This is a genomic window from Streptomyces sp. NPDC048643 (genome assembly GCF_040650615.1).
GTDB lineage: Bacteria > Actinomycetota > Actinomycetes > Streptomycetales > Streptomycetaceae > Streptomyces.
In genome coordinates this window covers 1-17,034 of sequence record NZ_JBEZHO010000069.1, presented here as the reverse complement: position 1 = coordinate 17,034, position 17,034 = coordinate 1, and the positions used below count along the sequence as shown (strand labels likewise).

Here is a 17,034-nt window from a genome sequence, read left to right as displayed (position 1 = left end):
GCGCCGGGGCGGTGCGTTCGATGGGCGGTCTACACGGGCTGCGGCTGCTTCGGGGGTACGGGAGTCAGGGCGAGCAGGGTGCGCAGGGGTGTGGTGTCCGGGGTGTCGGCGAGCGCCGCGTCGAGAGCCGCGTCGAATCCGGTCTCCCATGCGTCGGGGAGGGCCAGACCCGGTCGGCTCGACCAGCCGGTGTCGGGGTGAGCCGCGCCCTGGGCGATCAGGTGGAGGTGGAGGAGTCCGGCCAGCGCGTCCCACAGCGCGGGGCGGATGAAGTTGCGGGCCGACCGGCCGGTCAGGCGGGACGCCTGGGCGGGCTTCGGCATGCGGTCCGCGATCTCCATCCACAGCAAGCCGTCGTCCAGCGCGTTCAGGACGTCCTCCAGGCCGGGCTCCCCCGCCTCCGGCCGTGGTGCGGGGTCCGGGGCGGCGGTTGCCGGTGAGGTCGTGCCGGGTTCGGGTGCCCGATCGTCGGCGGCCGGTCCGTGTGGCGTGGTCGTACCGGGTTCCCGCGTCGCCGCAGCATGAAGGCTGCGTCTGACCGCCGTCAGGAGCGGTCGGGCCCAGCCGATCGCGTCCGCCTCGGCTCTCGCCATGGCGAGGTCCGGCCAGTCGAGGCGACGCATCGTCCGGGCGTCGGCGGAGAGCGCGCTCTCTTCCAGCTCCGCCGACAGGCGTCCCTGGTCGCGCAGGAGAGAGGAGGCCGGCGGCGCCGCCGGGTCCTCGGCCACGCCGTCGTCCGGGAGCGCCTCGATCAACGCGACGCGTTCGGTGATCGGCGGGTGCGAGTCGTACGGAGAGGGCCTCGGGGTCCGCCGAGCGGCGGCGAGTTCGGCCAGCGCCTGGGGATCGCGGGCGGCCAGCATGCGGGCGAAGCCGCCGAAGAACTCGCCGACCGGCGGCAGGGCCGAGACCGGGTCGCCCATCAGCGCGTAGGTGTCGATGTAGTGGTCGAAGGCGGCGTCCAGGACGGCCATCCGGCGCAGGGCGGCGGCCGTCGTGTCACGGCCGGCCCGGCGGGCCGCCGCCTGGTCCGCGGCGAGTTCCTGGCGGCGGCCCGTGGACTGCGAGACCTTCAGGAACAGCTGGGCGTAGCGGACGTAGAGACGGCCGACGAGGACGGACGCGCCGTTCTCGGCATGCCGGAACGCCTTCACCGTGTGCAGGACGGCCGCGCGGCCCCTCATCGTGACGACGGCGAGCTGGGTGTCCTGGTTGCTGAAGTGGCCGAACTCGTGGGCGAGGACCGCCCGCAGCCGCGGCACCGTCAGCCCGGCGAGCAGCGGTACGCCCAGGTACAGACGGCGTCGGCCGGACAGCAGGCCGAGCAGACGGGCGCGTTCGGCGACGGCCGCGTTGAGGTCCTCCGTCAGGAGCACCTCCTCCGGGGGCCTCGTGCCGGCCGCCCGGGCCGCTTCGAGGACCTCCGCCCACAGCTCGGGCTGCTCGTGGGGGGTGACCGGCCTGCCCGCCTCCTCCGCGCTGCGCCCCCCGGCTAGGAGGAACGCGAACATCCCGAGCAGGATCGGCACCACCAGGGCCGCGCTGGTGGCCACCGCGGTCACCACCAGGTAAGGGGACCGCGTCACCCAGGGCAGGCTGAACACGAGCCAGTCGGCGATGCCGACGAGAGCCAGCAGGACGGCGCCCATCAGATAGAAGCCGACCAGCAGTGCGAGCGCGCGCACAGCGCGCAGAGAAGCAGTCATCGAACGGTCCCCCCACAGGACGTACGGACGCCGGCCCGTGCGGGACCCCGTCGGAGCCTGGATCCTACGTCCCAGGTCAGGCGGGGGGCAGCCCCCCAGAAAAGGCTGTCCACCGCCCGCCCGCTGTCGGAGTGGACCCTCAGTCCTGGTACACCCGGTTCGCTCCCGCTCCTCCCGAGAGCCTGTCCGTTCCCGGGCCGCCGTGGAGGAGGTCGTTGCCGGTGTTGCCGTGGATCGTGTCGGTGCCGGGGCCGCCGTAGAGGCGGTCGTCGCCGCGGCCGCCCTCGATGGTGTCGTCGCCCTCGTTGCCGTAGACGATGTCGTCGCCGTCATCGCCGTAGAGGGCGTTGCCGTAGTCGGTGTACTCCTCGTTCGACTCGCTGAGGCCGCCGATGAGGAGGTCGTCGCCGGGGCCGCCGTGGCAGGTGTGGCCGCAGGCGGAGAGGGTGTCGTCGCCGGGGCCGCCGAGCGCGCCGTCGCTGTAGACGCCGCCGCCTCCGGACAGGTGGTCGGCACCGTCGTCGCCGTAGAGGACGTCGCTGCCGTGGCCGGTGAGGGTGTCGTCGCCCGGGCCTCCGTGGATGCGGGAGTAGCCGCTGTTGTCGGGGTCGACGTTCGCGCTGTCGTCGCCGTCGCCGAGGTCGACGATCAGGGTGTCGAGGTCGGACGCCGAGGTGTTGGGTTCGGTGACCGTGCAGACGACCTTCGTGGTGTCCCGCGCGTCCGGGCGGACGCAGCCGGAGCCGGGCGTGATCGTCACGGTGTCGTCGAACGTGTAGATGTAGTCGGCCAGTTGGGAGTCGGGGTCGGTCGGGCCGAGCGCCCAGTCGATCTTCAGGTGGTTCGTCTGCCCGGCGGCCGCCGTGTAGAAGAGCTTCTGACCGGTGGAGACGGCGGTGGCGCCCTGCGCGGTCGCGGCGCCGGCCGTGGGCACCGCGACCGCCGCGGAGACGGCGACGGTCGCCGCGGCGAGCGCGAGCGCCTTCGGCAGGACGGCGATGGGACGACTGGGACGGCTGGGACGGCTGGGACGGCTGGGACGGCTGGGACGACTGAACATGGTTCTCCCTCGTGAGGTCCGGTTCACTCGCGTTCGGTCACGCGCGTCCGGACATCCCGTTCGACCGTGGGAGGGGTGGGGCGGTTGTGACGCGGACCGCCCGAAAGCGGCCCCTTCAGGGAGAGTTCACCTGCGATTGGCTCCCGTTTGGTGCGGGCACCTCCCGGTGTTGGCGGGCCGGGGACGCGGCACTCCCCCGGCGCAGCGACGGCGCCAGGGTCAGCGTCACCGCGATCGACGCCGCCGCCATGACGGTCATCGCCGTTGCGGGCGAGGCGAGTTGGGCCACGCCTCCGGCGAGCGCCGCGCTCACGCCCTGCATGGTGAGCATGCCCGCCGTGTGGAGGCCGAGGGCGTGACCGCTGAGGTCGTCGGGGATCAGGGCGACCAGGCGTTCCTGCTGGATCAGGCTCGACCCGAAGCCGACCGAGGCGACGGTCACGCAGGCGGCGGCCACCCCGATGCCCGGCCGGAGCACGAAGAGCAGGTACGGCGCCGCGAGGAGCAGCAGGAACGGGATGCCCAGGCGGGCCCGGACCCGGGGCGTCAGGAGACGGCCGGTCGTCACGTCCCCGAGGAACATGCCGAACGCCGCGAAGGCGAACAGCACCCCGGCCCGGCTCGGCGCGTACGACACGTACAGCGACTCGCAGCCGACGACCAGGCCGTTGGGCACCCAGAGGAGGAGATAGAGGGTACGGCGTTCCGGTGAGGAGAAGAGGCGGGCGTTCGTCCGCCAGGTCCGGGCGATCGACGGGCGGCCCGAGGCGCGGGGGACCCGGGGTGTCAGGCCGAGGCGGGCGGTCAGGGCCGACGCCAGATAGAGCCCGGCAGCCAGGAGGAGCGTGACGCGCGGGGAGAGCAGGGCCACCAGGACGCCGCCGGCCGCGTATCCGGTGATCTGCGCGAGGCCGCTCATCATGTTGAAGACCGAACGCCCCAGCAGATAGCCCTCCTTGGCGAGGATCTCGTTCAGCAGCCCCCACTGGACGCCGCCGCCGAAGGACTGGACCAGGCCGAGGAGCAGCAGGAGGGCGAAGATCACCCACACCGGGAGGCCCGGGATCGCCATGGCGACCGTGCCGAGCCCGAAGAGGAACGCGATGCCGGACACCGTCGCCCGGGGCGGCAGCCGGTCCGCGGCCGACAGCATGGTCGTCGCGCCGACCACCTGGGCCAGCGACGGACCGAACATGCTGAGCGCGGTGAGCAGCGGGGACTGCGTGGCCCGGTACACCAGGGTGGCGAGGGCGAGGCCGCTCACGGTCGAGGCGGCGGTTCTGAGGCAGGCGGACAGGAAGAGCGGGGTGAACTCCCGCGTGCGGAAGAGCTCGGAGTAGCTGCGCATGCGGGGAGTCTCCGGCCCGGACGGGACGCCCGATATTGTTTCGCACACCCGCGAAACGTCGCACCCGCGACACATCGGCCCCGGCGACAGACCCGACTCACGGAACGCCGGACCCGGCGACGGACCGGACCCGCGGAACGCCGCACGCGCGAAGCGTCCCGCGCCGAGGGAGGGAGCATCCGCATGGGCTGGTGGCAGGTCAACGCCGACACACTCGCCGGAAGCCGCTTCGTGCTGTCGCCGCTCGCCGAGACCTTCGCCTGTCTGAAGCTGCTGCACGCGGGCGTCGCCGCGCACCCCGGTGAACAGGCCTGGCTGGACGTCCACCTGCCCGCCTACCGGGGGCGGCTGGCCGCCGACCCCGTCACCGCGCGGCTCGTGCGCTCGGGGCTCGGGCGCGGCTGGATCGCCGACTTCCTCACCCCGACGCCGTACGGCGACGAGACCTTCGAGACCGAGATCGCCCGCGTGCGGGAGGCGCCGGCCGAGGAGGCCCGCGCCCACCTGGTCCGCTCCACGGGCGGCCCGCTGCCCCCCGTACTCGCGGACCGCGACGACCTGCCGGAGCACGCCGCCGCGCTGCTCACCGGCCTCTGGGAGGAGACCGTACGCCCGGACTGGGAGCGGCGGCGGCGCGTCCTGGAGGCCGATGTGGTGGCGCGGACCGCGCAGTTGAGCCAGGGCGGCTGGGCGGCGGCGCTGGACGGGCTGCGGCCGGGGACCCGCTGGCTCGGCGACAACCGCCTCCAGGTGAACCTCCACGAGTACCCGCCGCGCGAGATCTCCGGCGCCCAGCTGGTCTTCGTGCCGGTCACCCCGACGGCCGGGTGGGTGTCCTGGGAGGACACCCGGCGCTACGCCGTGGTCTATCCGTGCGCCGGCGCCCTGGCCGACGTACGGACGGCGGCGGTTCCGGAGAGTCTCGGGGTCCTTCTGGGAAGCGCCCGCGCCCATGTCCTCGTCCTCCTCGACTCACCGCTCTCCACCAGCCAGCTCGTCGCCGTGACCGGGCAGGGGCTCGGATCGGTGGGACGGCATCTGCGGGTGCTGCTGGACGCGCGGCTCGTGCAGCGCCGGCGGGCGGGCCGGTCGGTGCTGTACTCGCGGACGGCCGCCGGTGAGGTGCTCGTCACGGCCCAGGGCGAGGGGCGGGAGGACGGGGCCGACGGTCCCGTCCTCTACCGGAGTTAGCATCCGCTTATGACTACTGACCACTCTGACTCTGTGCTCGACATCGAGATCGGCTCCCTCCAGGGGGGCTCCGCCGACCTGTCCCAGTACGCGGGCAAGGCCGTCCTCGTCGTGAACGTGGCCTCCAAGTGCGGGCTGACCCCGCAGTACGCGGGTCTGGAGCAGCTGCAGGAGCGCTACGCCGGGCAGGGCTTCACCGTCCTCGGCGTCCCCTGCAACCAGTTCATGGGCCAGGAGCCCGGCAGCTCCGAGGAGATCGCCGAGTTCTGCTCCGCCACCTACGGCGTGACCTTCCCGATGACCGAGAAGGTCGAGGTGAACGGCGACGGCCGGCACGGCCTGTACGCGCGTCTGGTGGGCACCGCCGACGCCGAGGGGCACACCGGCGACATCCGCTGGAACTTCGAGAAGTTCCTGATCGGGCGGGACGGCACCGTCGTCGGCCGCTTCTCCCCGCAGACCGAGCCCGAGTCCGCCGAGCTGGTCTCCGCGGTCGAGAAGGCCATCGGCTGAACCCTTCCGTTGACCTTGCCCCTGGGGCAAGGGGCAGCGTCCTCGTCACCGGGCGGCCCTCGCCCGGTGACGGAGGATGACCGGGTGGACAAGGACCTGCTCACCATCGGCGCGTTCGCCTCGCGGGCGCGGCTGTCGGCCAAGGCGCTGCGCCTCTACGACCGCCTCGGGCTGCTGCCCCCGGCGTACGTCGACGAGGTCAGCGGGTACCGCTACTACCGTGCCGGGCAGACCGAACGCGCCCGGCTCGTCGCGCTGCTGCGCCAGCTGGACATGCCGCTGGCGCGCATCGCGGAGGTGGTGGAGGCGCCGGAGCCCGAGGCGGCCGCGCTGCTCGCCGCGTACTGGGACGGAGCCGAGGCACGCTTCGCCTCGCAGCGGGCCCTCGCCGGGTACCTCCGTGGACGTCTTTCCGGGAGGAGTTCCGAGATGTACGAGAAGTTCGTCGTCGAGACCGCCGAGGTGCCCGAGCAGGTCGTGCTGAGCGAGACGCGGCACGTCCTCGCGCCCGAGCTGCCGGTGTGGATCCCCGGCTCGCTCGGCCGGCTGGAGCAGGGCGCCGGGGAGGCCGGCGGGATCACCGGGCCGCCCTTCGTCGTCTACCACGCGGAGGTGAGCGTGGAGAGCGACGGGCCCGCCGAGTCCTGTGTGCCCGTCGCCGACGAGGCCGCCGCACGGGCCTGGGCGGAGCTGCGGGGCCGGGCCACCGGGGCGCGGGTCCGGGTGGAGCCGGCGCGGCGCGTCGCCTACGTCCGGATCACCAAGGCCCAGGTCGCCCACCCGCAGATCCTCGCCGCCTTCGAGGCCGTCGAGCACTGGGTCGCCGGACAAGGGCTGACCGTCGACGGCCCGTGCCGGGAGATCTACTTCGCCGACTGGGACGCGGCCGGCCCCGGGGACCCGGTGTGCGACGTGGCGTTCCCGGTGAGGTGACCGACCGGCCGGGTCGCCGGTCGGTGAGGTCGGGCACGGGCGACGGCAGGGGCCCCTGGAGCCGGCGGCCCGTGCAGGAGACCCGGCACGTCAGCGGCCGGCGCCGCGGCCCGTCGGTGCGACGGGACGGAGGTGGGCGCGCCCGGTGCGCCGCGCCCACCTTCGGGTGAAGCTGCGTCCACCTTCGTGTGACGGAGCGGGCACGGCTCCCGGGAGCCGTGTACCAGTGGGAGTTTCGGTGATCTCGTCCCTCCCGGGAGTTCCTTGTGCCTTCTGTCGCTTCCTCGGTCCACGTCCCCTCCCAGGCGCCGGGAGGCGGGGCGTCCACGGAAGTCGAGGAGCGCCCGCTCTCGTGGGAGGGGTACGCGTACACCGCCCGGGTCGTCCGGCGGAGCGACCCGGTCACCGAGCCGCTCCTCGTGCTCGGCGGCTCGGACCAGACGCGGTACTCGTGGGTGCGTCACGAGCGGTGGCTCGGGGAGCTGGGGACCGTCGTCACGGTGGACCTGCCCGGCTTCGGGGACGCGGACTTCCTGCCCGCCGAGCACGGCATCGACTTCCTCGCCGAGTGCGCGGCGCACATGCTGCGCGAGCTGGGGCTCGGTCCGGTGAACCTGTACGCCGGCTGCTACGGCGGGGCGGTCGGCCTGCGGCTGGCCCAGCGCCACCCGGAGCACCTGCGGCGGATCGCCGTGCAGGGCATGTCGGACCACGTGCCGGGCTGGTTCGCGAAGGCGCTCGTGGGCTGGGTGCGGATGCTGGAGGAGGGGCGCGTCGAGGAGACCGCGGAGGAGTTCGTGCGGTGTTTCGTGCCGCCGCCGGGCGACCTCACCGTGCGCAAGCACACCGCGCTGGCCCGCCTGATGTACCAGCAGTTCGCGGCGCAGACCCCGCGCGACGTGGCGGTGACGGTCGAGCGGAACCGGCGGCTGCTGGCCCACGAGTGGTACCGGCGGGCGCCCGTGCCCGCCGTGCCGTATCTCGCGTTCACCGGCGAGCACGACACGCTCACGACGCCCGACATGGTCCGCGCGGTGGCGGCGGACCTGCCGGGCGCACGCTTCACGACGATCGCGGAGTGCGGGCACCTGGCCCACCTCCAGCGGCCGCAGGACTTCTGCGACCTGCTCGTCCGGTTCTTCCGTGACGAGCCGCTGGAGGACGCGGGCCTGACCTACTGCGGCCCCTTCGAGCGGAACTGAGCCCTCGCGCTCCGGCGGTTCCGGGGCCCGGCCTTCCGGCGATCTAACGCAGCTCCTCCGGGCACGGGGTGCCCCGGGGGAGCTGGTACGGCGCCGCGAGCCGGTAGGTGCCGGGCTTCGGCGCCAGCAGCTCCGTCCACTTGTCGCCCGCCGAGGTCTCCTCGGTCGGCATCAGGCAGCCGTTGAGGTTGTCGTACGTCTTCGCGGTGCCCTCCTCGCGCTCCTTCGACGCCTTCGTCTCCTGCGGCGGCTTCAGGCTCTTGCCGTCCGCGTCGACGATGCTCAGCCACGGCGAGTACGGGATGCGGATGAGGATGCGGCCCGCCTGCTTCACCTCGATGGTCAGCTCGCCCTGCTCGGCCCGGTCGACGACGGCGTGCGGCTCGGCGAGCGGGGCCGGGTCGGTGACGGTGAACAGCTGCCAGTTGGCGTCGCCCCAGACCTGGCGGAGGTAGGGCATGCCGCGCTGCACGAGCTGGCGTTCGCGTTCGCCGCCGTCGCCGTCCGGTTCGCCCTTGGGCAGCACGACGTAGTGGACGGCCCAGCGCTGCAGCCACTCGTGGTAGTTCGCCGAGTTGAGCGTGTCGTCGTAGAAGAGCGGGTTGCGCTCCATGTCGGCCTGGCGGTTCCAGCCACGGGCCAGGTTCACGTACGGGGCGAGGGCGGACGCCTCGCGGTGCGAGCGGGCCGGGACCACCTCGACGCGGCCCTTCTCGGCGTTCACCACCTGGAGCTGGTTGACCAGCGGGGCCAGCTCACGCGCCCAGGAGGCCGCCGGGGTGGTGTGCACGACGTCGTCGACCGACTTGATGCCGACCCACGCGTTGAAGCCGACGAACGCGATGACGATGGCGTACCACTTGCGCGACTTCGGGACGGCGAAGGGCAGCGCGGCGATCAGCGCGACACCGCCGAACAGCATCGACAGACGCGTGATGTTCGACCCGATCTGCGAGCTGATCAGCCAGACGAGGAGCACCGCGAGACCGGACACCGCCGAGGTGATCCGGACCGTCTTCCACTCCTTGGGGACCAGGAAGAAGACCAGGACCGCGTACAGGAACGGCAGGATGACCGACCAGACGGCCATCGGCTGGGTGCCGGAGAAGGGGAACAGCCACGCCGAGACGGCGACGACGATCGCGGGCGCGATCCCGAGGGCGTAGGCGCCCGGGCGGCGCTTCTGGAGGAACATGGCGACGGCGACCAGGCCCACGAAGAGTCCGGCCACCGGCGAGGCGGCCGTGGCGAGCGCGGCGAGCGGCGCCGCGCACAGCGCCTTCGCCCAGCGCTTGTAGCGCCAGCGATAGGGCCAGCAGAAGACGACGGCGACGGCGGCGAGCGCGAACACCGTGCCGAGGCCGTACGTCACCCGGCCCGAGGCGGCGTTGCAGAGCAGCGCGAAGACACCGGCGAGCGCCGGGGCCGTCGGGTTCCGGACCACCCGGCTGCGGATGAGGATCATCGTCAGCAGCCCGGCCGAGAGCGTCCCGGCGATCATCATCGTCGTCCGGACGCCGAGCACCGACATCAGGTAGGGCGACACCACGCTGTACGACACCGGGTGCATCCCGCCGTACCAGGCGAGGTTGTACGCCGAGTCCGGGTGCCGGCCGACGAACTCCGCCCACGCGTCCTGCGCCGCCAGGTCACCGCCACTGTTCGCGAACGTGAAGAACCACACGACGTGCAGCACACCGGCGAGGGCGGTGGAGAGCAGGACGGGATGGCGGCGGAAGAGGTTCGGCCGGGCGGTGCCGGAGGGGGTTACCGCTGCTGCGGCGCCGGGCTCCGCACGGTCGTCCGCGTCGTCGAGCGGCTCGGAGGCACGGCCGCGCAGCGGTATTCGCGGGTCCGTTCCAGGGCCCGGATCGGCGTCGTCGGCGTGGGTCGGCTCCGCTGTCGCCACTGCAAGGTTCTCCCCGTGTCCCGTTGTCCGTTCTGGGCCGGGACCCGCGGCTCGCGAGCAGCCCCGATTGTCGCGACGCTAGCACGCGCTCCGCCGGACAGCGCCCGGGTGGGGCGCTGTCCGGCGGAGCGCGGTGCGGGTGCCGCTCCCCGGCGTACGTCACCGATCCGTGCGCCGGCACGTCGTCGGCGACCCCTGTCGGCTCAGCCGATACGGGTCAGCTTCGCGCCGAGAGCGGGCTCGGCGAGGTCCGACTTCAGCGCGACCGGAATCTTGACGGATCGGCTCGATCCGTCGCCGACCGTCAGCTCACCGACGACCGCGCCGGCCTTGCCGGTGTGCGGGACCGCGGTGTCGCCCGCGCCGATCGACAGGTGGGTCTTGAGACCGGGCCAGCCGACCGCCGTCATGTTCTTCGTGGCGACGACCGGGGTGCGCCCGCCGAGCTGGTCGTCCACGTAGCCGACGACCTGGCCCTTCTTCACCACGGTGGCGGTGGTCAGGCTCTTCTGGACCTTGTCGATCAGCTTCTGGCTGTTGGTGAGCGCCAGGTGCAGGCTGTCCCAGACCTTGCCGGTGCCGGCGTTCTGGTTCATCACCGCGCCGTAGATCGTCTGCGTCTTGCCGTCGACGTTCTTCGTCGCGGCCCACACCAGGTTGCCGCCGGCCGGCGTCGAGGAGCCGGTCTTCAGGCCGATCACGCCGACCTGCTGCACCAGCAGGTCGTTGTTGTTGTAGATCGTGTTGTCCAGCCCGGGGATGTCCGCCTTGGCCATCCCGACGACACTGCGGAACACGTCGTTCTGCATGACCTTCTTGGCCAGCTTGATCTGGTCGACGGCCGTGCTGACCGTGGTCTTCTGCAGACCGCTCGGGTCCGTGTACGTGGAGTTCTTCATGCCGAGGTCCTTGGCCGCGGCGTTCATCTTGGCGACGAAGCTCTTGCTGTCGGAGTCCCAGCGGGCCAGCAGCCGCGCCACGTTGTTGCCGGAGGGGATCATCAGCATCTGGAGCATCTGGCGCTCGGTGAACTGCTGGCCCTTCGACATCGCCGCCGTCGACTCGTCGGGCAGCTTCGACTCGTCCTCGGCCTGCTGGTCGACGGTGATCTTCTCGCCGTCCTCGTTCCCCTTCAGGGGGTGCTCCTGGAGGATCACGTACGCCGTCATGATCTTGGCGACGCTCGCCACGGGAGCGGGGGTCTGCTTGCCGTCGGTGCCGAGGCTGCCGACGCCGTCGACCTCGATCGCGGACTGGCCCTGGCCGGGCCACGGCAGGTCGAGCGTGCCGCCCTCGAAGGTGTACGTCTCGTCGGCGGTGAGCGTGAGGCCCGGTGCCGGCAGCGGACGGAAAGCCTGTGCGACCGCAAAGATCACGATGAGCAGCAGGACCAGCGGCGTCCAGATCTTGACCCGCCGCACGATCGTACGGACCGGCGTCTGCGGGGGCGGCGGGGTGTTGGTCAGCTCGGCGAGCAGGTCCAGCGGGGGCTTCGGCGGAAGCGGCTGCTGGGTGGTGCGCTCGGGGCCGACCTGCGGGACGACGGCGGTGGCCGAGGCCGGCTTGTCGGCACCCGCCGGGGCGGCCGGCGGCTTGGGGCGCGCCGGGGCGGCGGCCTCGTCCAGCGACTTGAGGGCGACGAACCGGCTCGTGCGCTCGGCGTCACCGACGGGCTTGGCCGCCGGTTCCGCCGCGGGCTTGTCGGCGGAAGGCTTGTCGCCGGCCTTCTCGTCGGTCTTCGCGTCGGCCTTCCCGCCGGCCGGGCGGCGGGCGGCGTCGCCCAGCTTGAGCATGGTGGTGGGCTGGTCCACGGCCGGCCGCGGCGCCTTGAAGACGGCGGTCGGCTGGTCGACGGGGGGCTCGTCGGCGGGGGCCGCGTCGACGGGGGGCTGCGGGGCGGTGTCGCCGTCGTGGGTGGCGTCCGGGCCGGCGTCACCGGCCGCGTCCGGGCCGGGGGTCGTGTCGGCGGCGGTGCCGGGGGCGTCCACAGGGGCGTCCTCGGGCGCGGGGGCAGCATCCCGTACGGACGCGGCACCAGGTCGGTCCTCGGGCTCGGCGTCGGCAGGCGCGGGCTCGGCGTCCTCGGCGTCCTTCGCGTCCTCGGACGCGGGATCGGCGTCCTCGGGCTCGCTGTCGGACACCGCGGACCCGGGTTCGGCGTCCGCGGGCTCGGAGGGCGCGGAGGCCGGTGCGGTGTCCGGCGTGGAGGCCTTCACGGGCTCGGCGTCGGTGCCGGGCGCGTCGGTGCCGGACGTCTCGCCGGAGGCGGTGTCCGGCTTCGGGTCGGCGCGCCGCTCGTCGGCGGCGGGTACGGCGTCGGCCGTCGTGTCGGTCGTGGCGGTCGCGGCGTCCGGCTCGGACACCGCGCCGGACGCGGCGGACGTGCCCGCGCCCTTCCCGGAGCCGGCGTCGGCGGCGCTGTCGGCCCTGTCGGCGCCTTCCGCGTCCGCGGAGTCCTCGGCGTCGGCCGCGGGCTCACCGGCCGCCGTGGCGGCGTCGGAGCGGTCCGTACGGTCCGCTCCGGCGGTTCCGCTCCCGGCACCGTCACCGGCCCCGGACGCGCCCGGGGAGGCCGGGGCGTCGTCCGACCCCGCCACCCACGCGGCGACCGCGGCACGCAGCCGGGTGTCGCCCTCGACGGCCGGCTCGGCGGCGTCCGTGCCCGCCGCGGCGTCCGCGGCCCGCTCGGACCCGGCGGTGCGCGAGGCCTCCGCCGTGGCCGTGGACGACGCCGTGGACTCGGCCGCGGCCGATGCCGTCGGCTCCGCCGCGCGGGAGGTGTCCGCCGACAGGGCCTTCGTGGAGAAGACCGCCGTCGCCTGATCCACCCGGACCGTGGCCGCCCGCTCGCGGGCCATCGCCATGCGCGGATCGGCCGGAGCCGCGCTCTGCGCCGACGACGGCGCGGCGGCCCCCGGCGACGCCGAGGACACCGCCGACGACGGATCGCCCGACCGCGCCGGACCCGGAACCGGCGCCGGGGTCACCGGCGTCGCTTCTGCCGACGACGCCGACGACTCGTTCTGCTTCGACCTGTCGGGGGACTCGCCCGCCACCGATGCCTCCTCCATGTGACGCACGCCCTCCGCGCGCCGAACCGAACCGTCAAACCCTTAACCCGCCGCCCGGACATCGCTGTCCGAACCATGTACCAGTGTCCTGTGTGAGGGATTGACCCCTGCGGTAGACGAGAACGACATACCTACTGGTTCCACTACATTCCGGTCACGCACCCTCGACAGACCAATGTGAGAGGGGTCACCCTGTCATTCATCCACGCGGGGAGGCATGGATGGGCAGGAGCCGCAGAACAATTCCGGAAGAGCTTCTGCTGCTGGCGTTGGACCCGACCACGGGTACCACCGCGCAGCCGCAGTCGCTCGACCTCGGTCTGGCCGGAGCGCAGCTAGTGGAGCTGGCGCTGGCCGGACGGATAGCCCCAGACGGGGATCGTATCGCCGTGGTGGTGCCACGGCCGACTGGAGATCCAACACTGGACTGTGCGTTGGAACTGCTTCGCCGACGCGGAGCACCCGTACGCGCGGTCAACTGGATTGGCGGGCCCCGGCTGGGGCTGCGCCAGACCTATCTCTCGCATCTGGAGAGGTGCGGCATGGTCCATGCCGTGGCCGGCCAGATGTGCGGGGTGCTTCCGACGACTCGCTATCAGGCGACGGACACGGAAATCAGCCGGGAGATCAGGGGCCGGCTGGACAACGCGATCCGCACCGGCGTCCCGCCGGACCCGCGGACCGCGGCGCTCGCCGCGCTGGCCCATGCGGTCGGACTCGGCAAGCACCTGTATCCGGGTAACGAGGGACGTTCGTCCCGCTCCCGGCTGCGGGACCTGATCAGGCACGACCCCATGGGCGGACTCGTGGCACACGCCGTGATGGACGTTCAGAACGGTGTGGCCGCACAGCCGCGCCGCAGCCCGGCACCGGCAGGCCGTCCGGCCACCGCCGGAGTCAGGTCCGCACCGGAGACCGCGCGCGGTGTTCCGATGCAACCGCGTCACGGGTCGATGGCGCGCGCCGTGGTCCACTGAGCCGCGGTCCCACGGCAGACCGCACGACCCGCACCACCCGCAGCACCAGCACCGCCGCAGGACAACAGCGCCGCACCGCAGTCCCCATGATCCGGTTCGGGAGCCGCTGGCTCGCGCGGGGCGACAGGACCGTACGTCCGGACGACGACACGGTTCCGCCGCCCCGCGCGGCCGCATTCCACGGCGGGTCCGGCGGTCGGCTCCGGGGACCGGAACCGGCGACCGGACCGGGACGCGGCAACCGGCGCTCACGGCCAACGGGCCCGCGCGCGGCCGCGGATAGCCGCCGAAACCCCGAATGTGCGCCTACCCAGCGCATATCCGCTGTTTCCCAGCGGTAGAAAGCACCTTGGTGGCAATCTGCTCAACAGCAGATACGCAAAGTAGAGGCCCGCAGCCGGAGGTGCACGTCCCGTGGCGTCAAGTGTCAATCCCACCGTCCGGCGACGCCGGCTGGGCCAGGAGCTGCGCCGGCTCCGCGAGCTCAAGGGCATGACGGCCGAAGAGGTCGCCGAGCGACTGCTGGTCTCGCAGTCGAAGATCAGCCGCCTGGAGAACGGGCGCCGCAGCATCAGCCAGCGGGACGTCCGCGATCTGTGCGGGGTCTACGAGGTCGAGGACCACCGGATCGTCGACTCGCTGATGCAGATGGCCAAGGACTCGCGCCAGCAGGGCTGGTGGCACTCCTTCGGCGACATCCCGTACAGCGTCTACATCGGTCTGGAGACCGACGCGGCGAGTCTGCGCGTGTACGACCCCCAGGTCGTCCCCGGTCTGCTCCAGACCCGGCCGTACGCGGAGGCCCTGATCGCGGGAGCCCTGCCGGAGACCGCGGCCGCCGACATCGACAAGCGCGTCCAGGTCCGCCTCAAGAGGCAGGAACGAATCTCCGCCCCGGACAACCCGCTGCGCCTGTGGACCGTGCTGGACGAGTCCGCCCTGCGCCGTGCCGTCGGCAACCGCTCCCTCATGCGCGAGCAGCTGGAGCACCTCGTCGAGCAGTCCCAACTGCCGCACGTCACCGTGCAGGTGATCCCCTTCGAGATGGGCGCGCACCCGGGTCTCAACGGCCAGTACGCGATCCTGGAGTTCCCCGACGCGGCGGACTCCAGCGTCGTCTACATCGAGGGCGTGACGAGCGACCTGTACCTGGAGAAGGCGAACGACGTCCAGAAGTACAGCGTGATGTACGAGCACCTGCGGGCCCAGGCCCTGAACGTGGAGCAGTCACGTCAGTTCATCGCGGACATCGCGAAGGAGTACGCGCGCTGAGGCGTGCCGAGGGGAACCGCGGGGGCCCGAGAGGGACGTGTGAAGGCCCTCCGCGGAGAGGGTGCCGGACCCTACACCTTCGGCACCTCAACGGGGAAGACCCCACTGGAATATGCCATCCAGTCGAGTGAATAGTCGCTTCGCCGCCCGATGTTGGCGAGTAGCGTCGATCACGCCACCGAAGAACAACGTTGGCGCAAACCGGGCTGCGCGTTCCGTAGCGGATCCGCAGTCCGGTGACAGCGCGTCGATGGCGTCGAAGGCGGCAACTCACCGAAGAACGACTGCTTTCTGGAGCGATCATGGCAATTCAGCAGGGCGCCACCGACACGTGGACCAAGTCTTCCTACTCCACCGGCAACGGCGCCTGCGTCGAGGTCAAGTCCCCGGTTCTCACGGCGATGGCCGTGCGTGACTCCAAGGTTCCCGCCGGCCCCACGCTGGCCTTTCCCGCCGACGCGTGGAACACCTTCGTGGCCGAGGTCGGCCGAGGAGCATCCGACCTCGTCTGACGCCACATGACCCGACACAACTTCATACGTTCCACCGACAGAGCCCTCTCGACCGGCCCGCCGTCCTGGCCGAGGGGGCCCTCCCCTTTTTTTGGGGCTCGGTTCGCCTCCGGGGCGCAGAAGCCTGTGTCGGGAGGCCGACCGTGCTCGACCCCTCCTCCGTCGGGGCCTCCGCGCGCTCGGCCTCCCGACACAGGCGCGCCCCTTCGGCTCACTCGCCGTGGGGTGCCGTCGGTTCAGCGGAGCTCGTTCACGTAACGGTCCGTTCCCGGGATCGTGGGGATGAAGGGGGCGAGCAACTCAACCCGGCCCAGGCCGGATTCGGCCAGCGCCTCGTCCAGGCCGGTGAAGTGGTCCTCCCAGCAGTCCCGGGGGTCCGTCTCCAGGAACCACAGCAGGGTGAGCCGGGTGTCCACACCCTCCACCTGCTTCACGTACGTCATCCGGTCGCCCGGGAGCGGGGTCGGTCGGAAGACGGTCACCAGGGCCGCGGGAGAGCCGGACAGGCGCTTCGGCAGGTGGCGGGAACGCAGCCACTCCAGCAACTCCGCGCGCTGCTCGGGGGATTCGGCGTCGACGACCTCCAGCACGAGCCCCGCGTAGGGGTGGTCGAGGGCGTGGAAGTCCCGGGGGCCCGCGGCTCCGTCCCGGTACACGGTGGCCTCGTGGTCCTGGAAGGCCGTGAAGACGTGCGTACGGTCCTGGTAGACGCGGCCGTCCCGGTTCAGCCGCCGGTTGATGCCGACGGTCCACTTCATGTGGTCGTCGTAGCGGCCGTCGGTGACCCAGTACGTGGACAGGTAGCAGCCGGCGGTGACCGGTTCCGCGACCGCCGACTTCTCGGGGCGCCGCAGCAGTTGGAGGTCCCGGGTCGCCACCCAGCGGCGTCCGGCGTACATCCAGGGCATGGCCATCGCGCCCGCGTAGTAGTGGTCGTCCTCGTACCAGCGGTTGTAGGCGTACTCGTGGCCCGGGTGCGGTTCGACCAGGGTGATCAGGGCGTGGCCCGGGCGGACACCGTACGGGCCGAGGGCGGCCAGTTCCGCGTAGGTGTCGCTGCGGGTCTCCTCCGACATGACGTCCCCTTCCTCGGTGGAGCGTGCGCGGGGCTTCCTTCCTCCGCCGGACGCCCATACTCTGACGCTCCGTCAGACAATTCGCCAGAGTCGGGGAGGCCCCGGATGTCACTGCTGACCGGCAGGACCGTCGTGGTGTCGGGCGTGGGAGCGGGACTCGGCCACCAGGTCGCGGCGGCCGTGGTGCGCGACGGAGGGAACGCGGTGCTCGGCGCGCGCACGGAGGCGAACCTGGCGAAGTCGGCGGCCGAACTCGACCCGGAG

Annotated in this window: 14 protein-coding genes and 1 pseudogene; 9 read left to right on the top strand and 6 right to left on the bottom strand. The window is 72.4% G+C overall.

Features of this window, described 5'->3' with window-relative positions; translation table 11 throughout:
• Nucleotides 1-29: 29 nt before the first annotated feature.
• The 3 genes from AB0C62_RS38725 to AB0C62_RS38715 form a co-directional block, all read right to left on the bottom strand.
• Entirely contained in the window at nucleotides 30-1,706 is a 1,677-nt protein-coding gene (locus tag AB0C62_RS38725; RefSeq protein ID WP_362981497.1) for a M48 family metallopeptidase, read from the bottom strand.
• Nucleotides 1,707-1,845: 139 nt separating this feature from the next.
• Nucleotides 1,846-2,766, bottom strand: coding sequence for a calcium-binding protein (locus tag AB0C62_RS38720; protein ID WP_362981495.1), 921 nt, complete (start codon nucleotides 2,764-2,766; stop codon nucleotides 1,846-1,848).
• 115 nt (nucleotides 2,767-2,881) lie between these two features.
• Entirely contained in the window at nucleotides 2,882-4,114 is a 1,233-nt protein-coding gene (locus AB0C62_RS38715; RefSeq protein ID WP_362981493.1) for an MFS transporter, read from the bottom strand.
• Nucleotides 4,115-4,297: 183 nt separating this feature from the next.
• Between AB0C62_RS38715 and AB0C62_RS38710 the strand changes: the two genes are divergently transcribed.
• The 4 genes from AB0C62_RS38710 (at nucleotide 4,298) to AB0C62_RS38695 (ending at nucleotide 7,953) form a co-directional block, all read left to right on the top strand.
• Nucleotides 4,298-5,305 carry a winged helix-turn-helix domain-containing protein gene (locus tag AB0C62_RS38710; protein ID WP_362981491.1) on the top strand — a complete coding sequence of 336 codons (1,008 nt, stop codon included), beginning with the start codon at nucleotides 4,298-4,300 and terminating at the stop codon, nucleotides 5,303-5,305.
• Nucleotides 5,306-5,314: 9 nt separating this feature from the next.
• Nucleotides 5,315-5,818 (top strand): glutathione peroxidase, encoded by a 504-nt coding sequence (locus AB0C62_RS38705; RefSeq protein WP_362981489.1) that lies wholly within the window; start codon nucleotides 5,315-5,317, stop codon nucleotides 5,816-5,818.
• Nucleotides 5,819-5,884: 66 nt separating this feature from the next.
• The gene (locus AB0C62_RS38700; protein ID WP_362981487.1) at nucleotides 5,885-6,751 is read left to right on the top strand and encodes a MerR family transcriptional regulator; all 867 of its coding nucleotides are present in this window, start codon (nucleotides 5,885-5,887) and stop codon (nucleotides 6,749-6,751) included.
• A gap of 266 nt (nucleotides 6,752-7,017) precedes the next feature.
• The gene (locus AB0C62_RS38695; protein ID WP_362981485.1) at nucleotides 7,018-7,953 is read left to right on the top strand and encodes an alpha/beta fold hydrolase; all 936 of its coding nucleotides are present in this window, start codon (nucleotides 7,018-7,020) and stop codon (nucleotides 7,951-7,953) included.
• 43 nt (nucleotides 7,954-7,996) lie between these two features.
• Here AB0C62_RS38695 and AB0C62_RS38690 read toward each other — a convergent pair whose 3' ends face one another.
• Both AB0C62_RS38690 and AB0C62_RS38685 read right to left on the bottom strand, forming a co-directional pair.
• A complete protein-coding gene (locus AB0C62_RS38690; RefSeq protein ID WP_362981483.1) occupies nucleotides 7,997-9,862 on the bottom strand; it encodes an MFS transporter in 1,866 nt (621 codons plus the stop codon).
• Nucleotides 9,863-10,065: 203 nt separating this feature from the next.
• Complete coding sequence (locus tag AB0C62_RS38685) at nucleotides 10,066-12,726, bottom strand: D-alanyl-D-alanine carboxypeptidase (RefSeq protein WP_362981481.1); 2,661 nt, start codon at nucleotides 12,724-12,726, stop codon at nucleotides 10,066-10,068.
• On the opposite strand from AB0C62_RS38685, the gene AB0C62_RS38680 reads away from it, so the two are divergent.
• The 4 genes from AB0C62_RS38680 to AB0C62_RS38665 all read left to right on the top strand — a co-directional run bounded on the left by AB0C62_RS38680 (nucleotide 12,725) and on the right by AB0C62_RS38665 (nucleotide 15,694).
• Nucleotides 12,725-12,937: a hypothetical protein gene (locus AB0C62_RS38680; RefSeq protein WP_362981479.1), complete on the top strand. Its 213-nt coding sequence runs from the start codon at nucleotides 12,725-12,727 to the stop codon at nucleotides 12,935-12,937. The genes AB0C62_RS38685 and AB0C62_RS38680 overlap by 2 nt on opposite strands.
• Nucleotides 12,938-13,154: 217 nt before the next feature.
• Nucleotides 13,155-13,910 carry a GPP34 family phosphoprotein gene (locus tag AB0C62_RS38675; RefSeq protein ID WP_358818000.1) on the top strand — a complete coding sequence of 252 codons (756 nt, stop codon included), beginning with the start codon at nucleotides 13,155-13,157 and terminating at the stop codon, nucleotides 13,908-13,910.
• 414 nt (nucleotides 13,911-14,324) lie between these two features.
• The gene (locus tag AB0C62_RS38670; protein WP_362981477.1) at nucleotides 14,325-15,182 is read left to right on the top strand and encodes a helix-turn-helix transcriptional regulator; all 858 of its coding nucleotides are present in this window, start codon (nucleotides 14,325-14,327) and stop codon (nucleotides 15,180-15,182) included.
• Between the two features lie 302 nt (nucleotides 15,183-15,484).
• Nucleotides 15,485-15,694 (top strand): DUF397 domain-containing protein, encoded by a 210-nt coding sequence (locus tag AB0C62_RS38665; RefSeq protein WP_164371720.1) that lies wholly within the window; start codon nucleotides 15,485-15,487, stop codon nucleotides 15,692-15,694.
• A gap of 236 nt (nucleotides 15,695-15,930) precedes the next feature.
• Here AB0C62_RS38665 and AB0C62_RS38660 read toward each other — a convergent pair whose 3' ends face one another.
• On the bottom strand, nucleotides 15,931-16,770 hold the full coding sequence (locus AB0C62_RS38660) for a hypothetical protein (RefSeq protein WP_362981475.1): 840 nt from the start codon (nucleotides 16,768-16,770) through the stop codon (nucleotides 15,931-15,933).
• Between the two features lie 105 nt (nucleotides 16,771-16,875).
• On the opposite strand from AB0C62_RS38660, the pseudogene AB0C62_RS38655 reads away from it, so the two are divergent.
• A pseudogene (locus AB0C62_RS38655) lies at nucleotides 16,876-17,034 on the top strand (short-chain dehydrogenase); the annotation flags it as partial.

Excerpts from the sequence above, each read along its gene's own strand:
- AB0C62_RS38715 (WP_362981493.1), bottom strand. The coding sequence starts at position 4,114 with ATGCGCAGCTACTCCGAGCTCTTCCGCACGCGGGAGTTCACCCCGCTC.
- AB0C62_RS38720 (WP_362981495.1), bottom strand. The coding sequence starts at position 2,766 with ATGTTCAGTCGTCCCAGCCGTCCCAGCCGTCCCAGCCGTCCCAGCCGT.
- AB0C62_RS38705 (WP_362981489.1), top strand. The coding sequence starts at position 5,315 with ATGACTACTGACCACTCTGACTCTGTGCTCGACATCGAGATCGGCTCC.
- AB0C62_RS38660 (WP_362981475.1), bottom strand. The coding sequence starts at position 16,770 with ATGTCGGAGGAGACCCGCAGCGACACCTACGCGGAACTGGCCGCCCTC.
- AB0C62_RS38685 (WP_362981481.1), bottom strand. The coding sequence starts at position 12,726 with ATGGCGATGGCCCGCGAGCGGGCGGCCACGGTCCGGGTGGATCAGGCG.
- AB0C62_RS38665 (WP_164371720.1), top strand. The coding sequence starts at position 15,485 with ATGGCAATTCAGCAGGGCGCCACCGACACGTGGACCAAGTCTTCCTAC.
- AB0C62_RS38680 (WP_362981479.1), top strand. The coding sequence starts at position 12,725 with ATGCGCGGATCGGCCGGAGCCGCGCTCTGCGCCGACGACGGCGCGGCG.
- AB0C62_RS38675 (WP_358818000.1), top strand. The coding sequence starts at position 13,155 with ATGGGCAGGAGCCGCAGAACAATTCCGGAAGAGCTTCTGCTGCTGGCG.
- AB0C62_RS38710 (WP_362981491.1), top strand. The coding sequence starts at position 4,298 with ATGGGCTGGTGGCAGGTCAACGCCGACACACTCGCCGGAAGCCGCTTC.
- AB0C62_RS38725 (WP_362981497.1), bottom strand. The coding sequence starts at position 1,706 with ATGACTGCTTCTCTGCGCGCTGTGCGCGCGCTCGCACTGCTGGTCGGC.